This is a genomic window from Streptomyces adustus (genome assembly GCF_009377175.1).
Classification (GTDB): domain Bacteria; phylum Actinomycetota; class Actinomycetes; order Streptomycetales; family Streptomycetaceae; genus Streptomyces; species Streptomyces adustus.
Genome location: NZ_VJZD01000266.1, coordinates 1 through 12,822, shown reverse-complemented (window position 1 = coordinate 12,822; position 12,822 = coordinate 1). Strand labels below are relative to the sequence as shown.

Sequence of the window (12,822 nt, the reverse complement as noted above, 5' to 3'; positions counted from 1 at the left end):
CCACCACGCCGCCACCCCCGCCGGCCCACCCCGCCGACGTGAATTCATCGTCAATTCGCTTTCAGCGCAGCGGTGTTGACATGCGAAAGCCGTCCGGTGCGGGTCCCGTGTCGTCCCCGCGTGCCTGCCGTCACCCTTGGCGGCAACTGGTGCCCGGACCGGCCTCCGGTTCACGGGCGGGGCGGCTACGCTCGAGGTCTGTACGTCGTCCGGGCGACTTCGGGAGGTAGCGGGATGACGGAGGCCAGGCCCACGACGGCCGCCTCGGCTTCCCTGTGGGAGCGCGACGAGCAAGTCGCCGCCATCGCTCGCGCGGTGGAGACCCTGTGCGCCGACCGGTCCTCCGCGGGGAGCCTGTTGATGTTCCGGGGCGAGGCGGGACTCGGCAAGACCGCGCTGCTGGCCGAGACACGGCGCATCGCCGAGGCCCGTGGCTGCACCGTGTGGTCCGCGCGCGGCGGCGAGACCCTGAGGTCCGTCCCCTTCAACGTCGTACGGCAGTTGCTCCAGCCCGCCCTGGTGTCGCTGCTGCCGGAGGAGGCCCGCGAGTACCTCGGCGACTGGTACGACATCGCGGGCCCCGCCCTCGGCATCACGGAGCCCGGCGAGCGCAGCACCGACCCGCAGGGCGTCTGCGACGGACTCGTCGCCGCCGTGCGCCGGCTGGCCGGGCGGGACTGGCCGCTCGTCCTGCTGATCGACGACGCCCACTGGGCGGACCCGGAGACGCTGCGCTGGCTCGGCGCCTTCGCCGAACGCCTCGACGACCTGTCCGTCCTGGTCGTCGTGGCCCGCAGGCCCGGCGGCGTCAGCGGCGAGAGCGCCCGCCTCCTGGACGCCATCGCAGCGGTGGGCGGCCCCGTCACCCACCTGAGCGCCCTGACCCCGGACGCGGTGGCCGGCCTCACCCGGGCCGCGCTCGGCCCGCACGCCGACGCCTCGTTCTGCCGGGAGGTGTGGGCCGTCACCGGCGGCAACCCCTACGAGACGATCGAGCTCCTCGTCAAGGTGCAGAACAGCGAGCTGGAGCCGACCGATTCCTCGGCCGGCGAGCTGCGCGCCCTGAACCGCTCGGCCCGCGGCGGCGGCCTCGTCGCCCGTCTTGAAGAACTCGGCATCGACGCCACCCGGTTCGCCTGGGCCGCCGCCATCCTCGGCACCGGCATCTCGGTGGAACTCGTGGCCCGGCTCGCCGCGATGCGCCACGACGACGCCGTGCGCTCCGCCGAACTGCTCTGCAACGCCCGCTTCCTGACCGAGCCCGACCCCAGCGCGGGACCGGTGGCGGAGGGTGAACTCCAGTTCCTGCACCCGCTGATCGCCTCCGCCGTCTACAACTCCATCCCGGACGCGCTGCGTACCGCCATGCACGGCATCGCCGCCCAGGTCGTCACCGACTCGGGCCGCGGAGTGGCCGCCGCGGCACGCCATCTGCTCCAGGTCCATCCGGACGACGACGAGGAACTCGTCGAGCAGCTGCGGGAGGCCGCCCGGGAACATCTCGCCGTCGGTGCCCCGGACGCGGCCCGCGCCTGTCTCGAACGCGCCCTGCTGGAACCACCCCGGCCCGAGGTGCACGCCCGGGTGCTGTACGAACTGGGCTGCGCCTCCCTGCTGACCGCGCCCGCCCGGACCATCGGCCACCTGAGGACCGCGCTCGGCATGCCGGGCCTCGACGGCGCCGAACGCGTCGACGCCGTCTTCCGCCTCTCCCAGGCCCTGCTCCACAACGACCAGTTGGAGGAGGCGGTCCGCACCGTCGAGGCGGAGGCCGCCCGGCAGGGGGCCGGGCCCGCCCGGATGCGGTTGCAGGCCGTGCAGTACATGTGGGAGGGCATCTTCGGCGAGGCGACCTCACCGGGTCGGTCGGAGCGCCTCGCCGAGCTCGCCCGCACCTGCGCCGGCCGCGACAACTCCGAGCGCGCCGTGCTGATCCTGCGCGCCTTCGACCTCATGGCGCACGGCGGGAACGCCGAGGAGGTGGCGGAGTTCGCCGACCGCGCCCTCGTCAACGGCCGCCTCGCGCCGGGCCTCGGCTGGACCGACAGCGAGTGGGGCGTCGAACTGCTGATGATGCTCGGCAGTTCCTACGCCTACGCCGACCGCCTCGACCGGGCCGAGAGCCTGTTCGCCGAGGCCCTGCGCGTCTACACCACGGCCGGCTGGAGCGGCGGCCACCTCGCCCTGGCCAACGCGTTCGTGGGGCTCGCCTACCGCAGACAGGGCCGCCTCAGGGACGCGGAGGCCATCCTGCGCGAGTCGCTGCGGCTGGCCGAGCGGGTCGGCCGCGGTCTGCCCCTGTACTGGTCGGCGTCCTGCGGGCTCGTCGACACGCTGCTGGCCCGCGGCCATGTCCAGGAGGCCTGGGCGGTCGCCGAACGGTACGGCTTCGCCCCGCCCTACCCGTCGACCATCGTGCTGCCCGACCCCCGCTCCGTACGCGGCCGTCTGCTGCTGGCCGTCGGCCGCACCAAGGACGGGGTCAACGAACTGGAGGCGGCCGAGAAGGCGGCCGCCGCCCGCGGCGGCCACCACCCGGTGCTTGCCCCGTGGACGGTCGACCTGGCCAGGGCGCTGGCCGTCGAGGATCCCGTCCGGGCCGGCCGGCTCGCCGCCGACGCGCGCCGCCAGGCCGAGCGCCTCGGCACGGACACCGCCATCGGCGAGGCCCTGCGCTGTGCCGCCGCCCTGGAGACCGGCCAGCGCGCGGTCCGGCTGGCCGGCCAGGCGGCCGCCTACCTGGAGTCCTCGCCCTGTCAGTACGAACACGCGGCCGCCCGGGTCGAGTACGGCATCGTCGCCCGTTCCGTCGCCGACCTCAACCGGGGCCTGGCACTGGCCCGTTCGTGTGGTGCCGACGGTCTGGTGCGCCAGGCGCGCGAGGCCCTGGACACAGCCCGCGGGCCACGCTGAGGACCGGGCCCCGGACCCGGGCCCCGGACCCGGGCCCCGGCGGGAGGGGGCCCGCCGCCCCGTCCCGCCCAGCCTCGGCGCCACGGCCGTCGGGAGGCTCACTCGCCGCCCTGTTCCTCCTCGGCCAGCACCCGCTGGGCCGTGGCGAACGCCGAGTTCGCGGCCGGGACCCCGCAGTACACGGCTGTCTGCAACAGCACCGCGCCGATCTCCTCGGGGCTGAGCCCGTTGCGCCGCGCCGCCCGGACGTGCATGGCCAGCTCGTCGTAGTGGCCGTGCGCCACCAGCGCCGTCAGTGTGATCATGCTGCGCTCGCGGCGGCCGAGCGTCGGGTCGGTCCAGATCTCGCCCCAGGCGTAGCGCGAGATGAAGTCCTGGAAGCGGGCCGTGAACGGGGTCTGCCGGGCCTGCGCGCGGTCCACGTGCGCGTCGCCGAGGACCTCGCGCCGCACCTCCATCCCCCGCCGGGCGGTTCCGCCGAGGTGCGCCCGCAGCGCCGTCAGCACGGCCTCCGGGCACTGCGCGGGCGCCAGGTGCGAGGCGCCGGGCAGTTCGACGAGCGTGGCGTGCGGCACCGCGTCGGCGATCTCCCGCAGATGCGCGGGCGGGGTCGCCGGGTCCTGACGGCCGGCGATCAGCAGGGTGCGTACGGAGATCTCGGCGAGCCGGTCCCGCAGGTCGAACGCGGCCAGCGCGTCGCAGCAGGCGGCGTACGCCCCCGGGTCGGCCTCCCGGTGGTCCCGGACCAGCCGGGGCACACTGAACCCGGGGGTGAACCAGCGGGCGTCCGCGCTCTCGGCGAGCCCGGCCAGCCCCTCGCGCCGCACCAGCGCGGCCCGCTCCTGCCACGGCTTCGCGCCGTTGAAGTGCGCCGACGAACAGATCACGGCCAGCGACGAGATCCGCTCGGGGTGGTGCAGGGCGAGGTGCAGGCCCACCGCGCCGCCCAGCGACACCCCCGCGTACCCGAACCGCTCGATCCCGAGCGAGTCGGCGAGCGCGAGCACCAGACCGGCGAGATCCCCGACGGTGGCGCCGGGGCCGATCAGGTCCGGCGCGCTGCCGCCGTGCCCGGGCAGGTCGAAGCGGACCACCCGGTGGGCGGCCGACAGCTCGGGCGCCACCTTGTCCCACAGCGCGTACGACGTGCCGAGGGACGGCCCCAGCAGCAGCGGGGGAGCGGAAGCGGGTCCCTCGGCCAGGTGGTTGAGGAGTGTGGCGGTCAACGTCGCTCCAGACAACGGTCGGTGAGTGCTCCGGCGGCGCCGGTGTAGCGGGTGGGATCGGTCGCGACGGTGAGGTCGACGCCTTTCAACTCCGGCTCCTCCGAGAGGAGTTCGGCCAGCGGCCGGCTTTCGGCGTGGGTGCGCCGGGCGAGATCGGTGAGCAGCTCCTTGGCGCGGGGCCGGCCGAGCACCCCGGCCAGCTCCGCCGACAGCCGCTCGGAGACGATCAACCCGTGGGTGAGGTCCAGGTGTTCACGCATGACGTCCGGGTGGACCCGCAGTCCCTCGGCGAGTTCGGCGGCGTCCCGGGCGGCGCCCCCGACCAGCCGCAGCAGCTCCCGCAGCGGCTCCCACTCCGCGTGCCAGGTCCCGGCCGGCCGCTCGTCCTCGGCGACCAGCGCCCCGTAGAGCGTGGCCGCGAGCTGGGGCGCCCGCCGGGCCGCCGCCGCGATCAGCGTGGACCGTACGGGGTTGGCCTTGTGCGGCATGGCCGAAGAGCCTCCGCCGCCGTCCTCCGTGACCTCGCCGATCTCGGTGCGGGTCAGGGTGAGCACGTCCACGGCCGTCTTGCCCAGCGCCCCGGCCGTGAAGGCCAGCGCCCCGGCCAGGTCGGCGATCGGGGCGCGCAGCGTGTGCCAGGGCAACAGCGGTTCCCTGAGCCCGAGTTCGCGGGCGTAGGCGGCCGTCAGGGCGAGCGGGTCGGCGGCGCCGTACGCCGAGAAGGCCGCGAGGGTCCCGGCCGCGCCGCCGAGCTGGGCGGGCAGCGCGTCGCGTACGGCGGTCAGCCGGTCGCGGGCGTCGAGGACCAGCGACCGCCAGCCGGCCGCCTTCAGCCCGAACGTCGTCGGCACGGCGTGCTGGGTGAGCGTCCGCCCGGGCATCGCGGTGTCCCGGTGTGCGGCGGCCAGCGCGGCCAGCGCCCGCTCCGTACGGGCGAGATCGTCGAGGACCGGCCCGAGCGTGCGCACGGCCACCAGCATCGTCGCCGTGTCCATGATGTCCTGGCTGGTCGCGCCCCGGTGGACGTACGGACCGTGCTCCGGGCCGACCGCCCTCGTCAGGTCGGCGACCAGCGGGATCACCGGGTTCCCGCCGGCCCGGGCGCGCAGCGCCAGATCGTGTACGTCGAAGCCTGCGTCCGAGGCCGCCTCGGTCACCGCCGTCGCCGCCGCGGCCGGGGCCAGGCCCAGCGCCGCCTGCGCCCGGGTCAGCGCGGCCTCCGCGTCCAGCAGCGCCCGCAGAAAGGCGCGGTCACCGGTCGCGGCCGCGGCGGGGGAGCCCGCCCACCCGGGGCCGAGCAGACCGCTGTCGGGTTCGGCGGCTGTCACCGGAACTCCAGGAAGACCGTCTCGCCCTCGCCCTGAAGGCGGATGTCGAAACGGTACGTGCCGTCGCCCCCGTCCTGGGCGATCAGCGTGTCGCGGCGTTCCTCGGCCAGCCCCGCCAGCAGCGGGTCCGCGGCCAGCGCCGCCCGGTCGCCCGGCAGATAGATCCGGGTGAACAGGTGGACGAGCAGTCCCCGCGCGAAGACGCACACGCTGAGATACGGCGCACTGCGCCCGCGTGCGCCGGGGCGCAGTGTGCGTGCGTACCAGTGCCCGTCGGCATCGGTCTGGATCCGGCCCCAGCCGGTGAACTGCACGCCGTTGCGGCCCAGGTGGCCGCCGGTCGAGGGGTCGCGCCGCATCGAGCCGTCCGTCGTCGGCACCCGGCCGTCAGGACCGGGTCCCCACAGCTCCACGAGGGCGTCGGGCAGCGGGTTGCCCTCGCCGTCGTACACATACCCCTGGACGGTGATGGTGTCCGGGTGGCCCACCGGGGCGATGTCGCCGCCGCCCGGGAACGGCAGCGCGTAGCCGTAGAACGGGCCGACGGTGTGCGACGGGGTGGGCAGCACGCTCTCCGGCCTGCTGGTGTCGATCTTCGTCATGTCCGGTCAGCGCCCTTCTTCGATCCAGGTGGCGTTCGGTCCGTCGAGGACCAGGTCCCAGTGGTAGCCGAGCGAGAACTCCGGCACGGACAGACCGTGGTCGTACGTGGCGATCAGCCGCTGCCGGGCGGCGTCGTCCGTCACGGACTGGAGGATCGGGTCGTAGGGGAAGAGCGGGTCGTTCGGGAAGTACATCTGCGTCACCAGCCGCTGGGTGAACGCCGAGCCGAACACCGAGAAGTGGATGTGCGCCGGGCGCCAGGCGTTGACGTGGTTGCGCCACGGGTAAGGGCCCGGCTGGACGGTGGTGAAGCGGTAGTGGCCGGAGTCGTCGGTGAGCGTGCGGCCCACGCCGGTGAAGTTCGGGTCCAGCGGAGCGTCGTGCTGCTCGCGCCGGTGGGCGTAGCGGCCGGCCGAGTTCGCCTGCCAGATCTCCACCAGCTGACCGCGCACCGGACGTCCGTCGCGGTCCAGCAGCCGGCCGGAGACGGTGATCCGCTCCCCGATCGGCTCGCCGCGGTGGTGCCGGGTGAGGTCGTTGTCGATCTCGGTGATGTCACGCTCGCCGAAGGCGGGGGAGAACAGCTCCACCAGCTCCGGGTCCTGGGCCACGTCGATGGCGACCGGCGGCTGCTTGGGGTGCCGCAGCACCGAGGAGCGGTACGGCGCGTAGTCCCGTCGCGGCTGGTGCTCCACGGGCGCGCCGTCGGCGATCCGCTTCCCGTAGGCGGCGCGTTCGGCCGCGATCTCCTGGTCGATGTCCTGCTGGGTGAGAGCCATGGGGGTCCTAGCGGTTCCTAGATAGTCAGCGCACTGAGTATTTCGGTGAGGTTCCCTCACGCTGCCATCGAGGGGCTCGGGCGTCAAGACCCGTGAGAAATACGTGTTCAGCGCCTGTCCCTCTCTCGGGCAGCGTCTGCTTCGGTCGCGTATTATTCAGTGCACCGACGAAATTCGACCTCTGGCTACGACCTCTGACGACGACCTCCGACTACGACACGGGAGCGCATATGGCCGCGGTGGATCTCACCACCCACCCCGGGCACCTGGCCCGACGGCTCCAGCAGGCCCACCACCTGCTGTGGAACACGATGGTCTCCGAGGAGATCACCTCGCCGCAGTTCGCCGTGCTCAACACGCTGGTCGCCGAGCCGGGCCTCGACCAGCGCACCGTGGGGGAGCGGGTGGGGCTGGACCGGTCCACCATCGCCGAGGTGATCAGCCGGCTCGGCCGGCGCGGGCTGCTGGACAAGGTCCGCGACCCGCAGGACGGCCGCCGCTCCCTGCTGCGGCTCACGGACGACGGCCTGCGCACCCACCGCAGGCTGGCCGTCCGTACCGCCCGGATGAACCAGGTCTTTCTCGCCCCGCTCTCCGCCGCGGAGCAGACCCAGTTCTTCGAGCTGATCCGCCGGGTCTCGGACGCGGCCGAGGGGCTGCGCAACCCGGCGGAGCCCCTGGCCGGCCAGACCTGATCACGCCTTGGCCAGCACCACCCACACCTGGCCCTTCGCGAAGTTCACCGGCGAGCCGTCCGGGGTCGTGAACGTCGTGCCGGCGGCGGCCGTCGCCCGCTCCCAGCGGACGTCGTAGCCGCGCCCGTCGCGCAGCACCTCCGCCTTCCCGGACCCCACCGTCTCGGTGTACGGCGTGTAGTTGCCCAGCACGTCGTGGAAGGCGGACCTGCGGATCTTCACGTACTGCACGACGACCGTCGCGGGCGCCACCCGCCGGCCCGCGGCGGTCACCGTCGGGCTCCCGTCCTGGGTGACCAGCCAGCGGTGCCGGTCCGCGGACCAGGTGAAGGTGACGCGGAAGGCGGGGTAGCGGACGGTGCGCGTGGTGCGCGGCCGCCCGCCCTCGGGAGCGGCGCCGTACCGGAAGCCGGTGGTCAGCGCCTCGGGGCCCGGCGCCGCGTGCATCAGCCCGGACGGCCGGAGATACAGGTTGTGCGGTGCGACGTGGTCGCTGCCCCGGAAGTAGGCGCCGGACGCCCGGTCCGCCGGCTCGGCGCGCAGCGGCGCGCGGTCGATCAGCGGCAGCAGCTTGCCCTGCGCGCCGGAGAACGCGAGCGTCGGCCGGTCGAACTGGCCCAGCAGCTCCAGGTCGGACTCGCGGGCGCTGCGCACCGGACCGATCACGTCCGGCAGCCTGGTGGCGTACACGGCCATCAGCCGGCTCAGCCCGCCCTCGACCTGCTCGACGTACACGACGTCCGCGGAGTCCAGCCCCCGCTGCGGCCGGGCCGCGGGCACATTGTCGATCTTCACCGCGAGCACCGAGCCGCTGCTCGTCCGGGTCGGGAGGCCGGAGGGGGTGGGCGTGGCCGGTGTGCTGTGCGCCGACGGCTGTGGACGGCCCCGCGCGTCGTCGCCCGGGCGGTGCGACGTCGTACAGCCCGCGGTCCACGCGGCCGCCACCGCGGTGATCAGCAGTGCCGCGGTCGCCGCGGCACCTCGTGTGCGCGTTCTTCGTCCTCTGTCCGACATCGCCACCCCGTTCCGTGTCCACGCTTGTGTGTTCATCGGTTTTTTGATGCCTCTACCCGCTCGACACCGATTGCGCGCGTCGACCGCAACGATCGGTTCGGACAGGGCACGCAGGCCGGACGGTGGACGTGGTCCGGAGGGTGCACGCGGGCTGCACGGCGCAGGCGGGCCCGGTCGCGGTTCGGCCGCGGGTCCCTGGGTACCCGGGTGGTCCCACCGGCGGACACACCCCGGCGACGGAGGGAGCGCGGCACGATGAGGGCAGTGACTTGGCAGGGCAGACGCGACGTGCGCGTGGAGGACGTGCCCGACCCGACGATCCAGGAACCGACGGACGCCGTCATCCGTATCACCTCCAGCGGCCTGTGCGGCTCCGACCTGCATCTCTACGAGGTGCTCACTCCGTTCATGACGCCGGGAGACATCCTCGGCCATGAACCCATGGGCGAGGTCGTGGAGGTCGGCGCGGGGGTGCCGGACCTGATGGTCGGCGACCGGGTGGTGGTGCCGTTCCAGATCGCCTGCGGCAACTGCTGGATGTGCCTGGAGGGACTGCCGACCCAGTGCGAGACCACCCAGGTCACCGGCGAGGGCATGGGCGCGGCCCTGTTCGGCTACACCCGCCTGTACGGCGCGGTGCCGGGCGCCCAGGCCGAGTACCTGCGGGTGCCGCAGGCGCAGTTCGGACCGATCAAGATCCCGGAGGGACCGCCCGACGACCGGTTCGTCTATCTGTCCGACGTCCTGCCCACCGCCTGGCAGGCGGTCGCCTATGCGGGACTCAAGCCGGGCGCCGACATCGCGGTGCTCGGCCTCGGACCCGTCGGCGACATGGCCTGCCGAGTGGCCCAGGTGCTAGGCGCCGGACGGGTGTTCGGCGTGGATCTGGTCACGCGGCGGCTGATGCGGGCCCGGGAACGCGGTGTGGAGACCTTCGACCTCAGGGAGTTCGACAGCGAGAAGGAGCTGCTCACCGCGATCCGCGACCGGACCGCGGGACGGGGCCCCGACGCCGTCATCGACGCCGTCGGCACGGAGGCCCACGGCAGCGCGGTCGCCCGGCTGGCCCAACAGGCCACGACGATGCTGCCCCCCAGAATCAGCGGCCCGCTCTCCGAGCACTTCGCCGTGGACCGGCTCGCCGCCCTGCACACGGCCATCGAACTTGTGCGCCGCGGCGGCACCATCTCGATCGTGGGTGTGTACGGCGGCACGGCCGACCCGATGCCGATGCTCACCCTGTTCGACAAGCAGGTCCAGATCAGGATGGGCCAGGCCAACGTCCGCCGCTGGAGCGACGAGATCATGCCGTATCTGACGGACGAGGACCCGCTGGGCGTCGACGACTTCGCCACCCACCGGCTGCCGCTGAGCGAGGCGCCCGAGGCGTACGAGATGTTCCAGCGCAAGGAGGACGGCGCCGTCAAGATCCTGATGCACCCGTGATCCCCACGCACCCGCGAAGCTCCCCGTCCGGCCGTGGCGGGGAGCGTCCCGGCCCGGCCGGCCCGGCTCAGGCCGGTGACCCGAGGACCTCCGCGAGGTCGTAGCGCACCGGCTCCTCCAGCTGCGCGTAGGTGCAGCTCTCCGGTGCGCGGTCCGGGCGCCAGCGGCGGAAACGGGCCGTGTGCCGGAACCGCGCCCCGTTCTCCATGTGGTCGTACGCCACCTCGGCCACCCGCTCCGGCCGCACCGGCACCCAGGACAGGTCCTTCTTGCCCGACCAGCGGCTGGGCGCGCCGGGCAGCCGGGCCGTCTCATGGGCGCTCTCGTCCGACCAGGCGGCCCACGGATGCCCCTCGACGTCCGCGAGCCGCAGCGGTTCCAGCTCCTCCACCAGCTCGGCGCGCCGCTTCATCGCGAAGGCCGCGCACACGCCGACGTGCTGGAGGGTGCCCCGGTCGTCGTACAGGCCCAGCAGCAGCGAACCCACGACGGGACCGCTCTTGTGGAACCGGTAGCCGGCCACGACCACGTCCGCCGTCCGCTCGTGCTTGATCTTGAACATGGCACGCTCGTCCTGGCGGTAGCGCAGCGTCGGCGGCTTGGCGATCACACCGTCCAGACCCGCCCCCTCGTACTGCTCGAACCACTGCCGGGCCACGTCGATGTCCGTGGTCGCGGGCGCCAGGTGCACCGGCGCCGTCACCCCGGCCAGCGCCCTGGTCAGCAGGGCCCGCCGGTCGGTCAGCGGCAGGTCGACCAGCGACTCGTCGGCGAGCGCCAGCAGGTCGAACGCGACGAACGACGCGGGGGTCCGCTCGGCGAGCGTGCGCACCCGGGAGGCGGCCGGATGGATGCGCTCACTGAGCGCGTCGAAGTCGAGCCGGCCCTCCCGGGCGACCACGATCTCCCCGTCGACCACGCACCGCTCCGGCAGCCGCCCTTTCAGCGCCTCGACGAGCTCGGGGAAGTACCTGGTCAGCGACTTGCCGGTGCGGCTGCCGAGCTCGACCTCGGTGCCGTCGCGGAACACGATCGCCCGGAAGCCGTCCCACTTCGCCTCGTACTGCATGTCCGGCGGGATCCTGGCCACCGACTTGGCGAGCATCGGCTTCACGGGCGGCATGACAGGCAGATCCATGCTCCGATTCTGCGCGCACCCGCCCCCCGACGCCCGGTGTGCGGGGCGGCGGCGGTCGGCCTACCGTGGCCGCATGGGTGACGCGGTGGAACTGGAAGCGGGCGGCCGGACCGTACGGCTGTCCAGCCCCGACAAGATCTTCTTTCCCGAGCGCGGCTACACCAAGCTGGACCTCGCCCAGTACTACCGGGCCGTCGCGCCCGGCATCCTGCGCGCCCTGCGCAACCGCCCCACCACCCTGGAGCGTTACCCCGACGGGGTGAGCGGCGAGTCGTTCTTCCAGAAGCGGGCCCCGAAGAACATGCCCGACTGGATCCCGACCGCGCACATCACCTTCCCCAGCGGCCGCAGCGCGGACGAGATGTGCCCCACCGAGGAGGCCGCCGTCCTGTGGGCCGCCCAGTACGGCACGCTCACCTTCCACCCCTGGCCGGTGCGCCGGGACGACGTCGACCACCCCGACGAACTGCGTATCGACCTCGACCCGCAGCCCGGCACCGACTACGACGACGCCGTCCACGCCGCCCACGAACTGCGCGCCGTCCTCGACCAGTACGGCGGCCTGCGCGGCTGGCCCAAGACCTCCGGCGGCCGGGGGCTGCACGTCTTCGTGCCCATCGAACCCCGCTGGACCTTCACCCAGGTCCGGCGGGCCGCGATCGCCGTCGGACGCGAGATGGAGCGCCGGATGCCCGACCGGGTGACCGTCAAGTGGTGGAAGGAGGAGCGCGGCGAGCGCATCTTCCTGGACTACAACCAGACGGCCCGGGACCGCACGATCGCCTCCGCCTACTCCGTACGGCCCCGCCCGGACGCCCCCGTCTCCGCCCCGCTGCGCTGGGAGGAGGTCGGCGAGGCGCACCCCCGGGACTTCGACCTCGCGACGATGCCCGCCCGCTTCGCCGAACTCGGCGACGTGCACGCCGACATGGACGACCACGCGTTCTCGCTGGACGCGCTCCTCGACCTGGCGGCGAAGGACGAACGCGACCACGGTCTCGCCGATCTGCCGTATCCGCCGGAGTATCCGAAGATGCCGGGCGAACCCAAACGCGTCCAGCCGAGCCGGGCCCGGCGCTCCGGGTCCCTTGTCAGGGGTTGCAGGGCAGCCAGTCGGCGTTGGCGGCCCAGTAGTCGAGCTTGGCCCAGGTCTTGGGCCCGACGGCGCCGTCGACGCTCAGACCGGCGCACGACTGGAACTTGACCACCCGTGACTGGGTGATGTCCCCCCAGATGCCGTCCTCGTCCATCGCCGGGAAGTTCTCCCAGTTCAGAGAGTAGTTCAGCTCGCACTGCAACTGCTGGACCGCACTGCCGGTGGCGCCGTACCTGAGCGTGGGCTCGGAGGTCGTGTACTTGCAGTCCCGCACAGTGGCCGCGGAGGCACTGGGCGCCGCGACGAGGCCGCCGCCCAAGGCGACGGCGGTGGCGAGTACGGCACCGGTGAGCTTAAAACGCATATGTCCCCCTTGTGTTCGGTCGCGTTCCCCCATGGCGCGCGAACCGAGATGATCTTTGCATACGTCTGCACGGGAAACGCGAACCAACTGCCGTTGCGGCGGCCGAGGTTGGGCGATCTCGCCGTCGGCGCCGGGCGGAATCGGCGGTTCACCGCGAGGCGGGCGTCCTCGCGCGTCCGTAATGCGCTGCCTCCGGGGGCCACGGGGGCCGCATCCGGGC

Annotated in this window: 11 protein-coding genes; 4 read left to right on the top strand and 7 right to left on the bottom strand. The window is 73.4% G+C overall.

The features are described 5' to 3' along the window. The first annotated feature begins 234 nt into the window (after positions 1-234). A complete protein-coding gene (locus tag FNH09_RS38910; protein WP_152894591.1) occupies positions 235-2,913 on the top strand; it encodes an ATP-binding protein in 2,679 nt (892 codons plus the stop codon). Between the two features lie 98 nt (positions 2,914-3,011). Here FNH09_RS38910 and pcaDC read toward each other — a convergent pair whose 3' ends face one another. The 4 genes from pcaDC to pcaH are packed head-to-tail and all read right to left on the bottom strand — an operon-like array spanning position 3,012 to position 6,849. Continuing rightward, on the bottom strand, positions 3,012-4,139 hold the full coding sequence (pcaDC, locus tag FNH09_RS38905; protein ID WP_152894590.1) for a bifunctional 3-oxoadipate enol-lactonase/4-carboxymuconolactone decarboxylase PcaDC: 1,128 nt from the start codon (positions 4,137-4,139) through the stop codon (positions 3,012-3,014). After that, positions 4,136-5,467, bottom strand: coding sequence for a 3-carboxy-cis,cis-muconate cycloisomerase (pcaB, locus tag FNH09_RS38900; RefSeq protein WP_162469750.1), 1,332 nt, complete (start codon positions 5,465-5,467; stop codon positions 4,136-4,138). The genes pcaDC and pcaB overlap by 4 nt, the downstream gene beginning before the upstream one ends. Continuing rightward, complete coding sequence (gene pcaG / locus FNH09_RS38895; protein ID WP_152894589.1) at positions 5,464-6,069, bottom strand: protocatechuate 3,4-dioxygenase subunit alpha; 606 nt, start codon at positions 6,067-6,069, stop codon at positions 5,464-5,466. The genes pcaB and pcaG overlap by 4 nt, the downstream gene beginning before the upstream one ends. Before the next feature lie 6 nt (positions 6,070-6,075). Next, on the bottom strand, positions 6,076-6,849 hold the full coding sequence (gene pcaH / locus FNH09_RS38890) for a protocatechuate 3,4-dioxygenase subunit beta (RefSeq protein ID WP_152894588.1): 774 nt from the start codon (positions 6,847-6,849) through the stop codon (positions 6,076-6,078). A gap of 230 nt (positions 6,850-7,079) precedes the next feature. On the opposite strand from pcaH, the gene FNH09_RS38885 reads away from it, so the two are divergent. Continuing rightward, on the top strand, positions 7,080-7,544 hold the full coding sequence (locus FNH09_RS38885) for a MarR family winged helix-turn-helix transcriptional regulator (protein WP_152894587.1): 465 nt from the start codon (positions 7,080-7,082) through the stop codon (positions 7,542-7,544). Here FNH09_RS38885 and FNH09_RS38880 read toward each other — a convergent pair whose 3' ends face one another. Beyond that, entirely contained in the window at positions 7,545-8,558 is a 1,014-nt protein-coding gene (locus tag FNH09_RS38880) for a DUF3048 domain-containing protein (RefSeq protein WP_152894586.1), read from the bottom strand. Between the two features lie 255 nt (positions 8,559-8,813). Between FNH09_RS38880 and FNH09_RS38875 the strand changes: the two genes are divergently transcribed. Further along, complete coding sequence (locus FNH09_RS38875) at positions 8,814-10,004, top strand: zinc-dependent alcohol dehydrogenase (protein WP_152894585.1); 1,191 nt, start codon at positions 8,814-8,816, stop codon at positions 10,002-10,004. A 67-nt stretch (positions 10,005-10,071) separates the two neighbouring features. Here FNH09_RS38875 and FNH09_RS38870 read toward each other — a convergent pair whose 3' ends face one another. After that, positions 10,072-11,142, bottom strand: a complete 1,071-nt coding sequence (locus FNH09_RS38870) for an ATP-dependent DNA ligase (RefSeq protein ID WP_152894584.1) — start codon at positions 11,140-11,142, stop codon at positions 10,072-10,074. A gap of 73 nt (positions 11,143-11,215) precedes the next feature. On the opposite strand from FNH09_RS38870, the gene ligD reads away from it, so the two are divergent. Beyond that, complete coding sequence (gene ligD / locus FNH09_RS38865) at positions 11,216-12,346, top strand: non-homologous end-joining DNA ligase (protein WP_238427371.1); 1,131 nt, start codon at positions 11,216-11,218, stop codon at positions 12,344-12,346. Here the strand turns inward: ligD and FNH09_RS49210 are convergent. Beyond that, on the bottom strand, positions 12,234-12,602 hold the full coding sequence (locus FNH09_RS49210) for a peptidoglycan-binding domain-containing protein (RefSeq protein WP_162469749.1): 369 nt from the start codon (positions 12,600-12,602) through the stop codon (positions 12,234-12,236). The two genes, ligD and FNH09_RS49210, sit on opposite strands and share 113 nt — an antisense overlap. Positions 12,603-12,822: the final 220 nt, after the last annotated feature.

Bases quoted from the DNA above. Each gene is read 5' to 3' on its own strand.
- FNH09_RS38910 (WP_152894591.1), top strand. From the start codon at position 235: ATGACGGAGGCCAGGCCCACGACGGCCGCCTCGGCTTCCCTGTGGGAG.
- pcaG (WP_152894589.1), bottom strand. From the start codon at position 6,069: ATGACGAAGATCGACACCAGCAGGCCGGAGAGCGTGCTGCCCACCCCG.
- pcaH (WP_152894588.1), bottom strand. From the start codon at position 6,849: ATGGCTCTCACCCAGCAGGACATCGACCAGGAGATCGCGGCCGAACGC.
- FNH09_RS38885 (WP_152894587.1), top strand. From the start codon at position 7,080: ATGGCCGCGGTGGATCTCACCACCCACCCCGGGCACCTGGCCCGACGG.
- FNH09_RS38880 (WP_152894586.1), bottom strand. From the start codon at position 8,558: ATGTCGGACAGAGGACGAAGAACGCGCACACGAGGTGCCGCGGCGACC.
- FNH09_RS38875 (WP_152894585.1), top strand. From the start codon at position 8,814: ATGAGGGCAGTGACTTGGCAGGGCAGACGCGACGTGCGCGTGGAGGAC.
- FNH09_RS38870 (WP_152894584.1), bottom strand. From the start codon at position 11,142: ATGGATCTGCCTGTCATGCCGCCCGTGAAGCCGATGCTCGCCAAGTCG.
- ligD (WP_238427371.1), top strand. From the start codon at position 11,216: ATGGGTGACGCGGTGGAACTGGAAGCGGGCGGCCGGACCGTACGGCTG.
- FNH09_RS49210 (WP_162469749.1), bottom strand. From the start codon at position 12,602: ATGCGTTTTAAGCTCACCGGTGCCGTACTCGCCACCGCCGTCGCCTTG.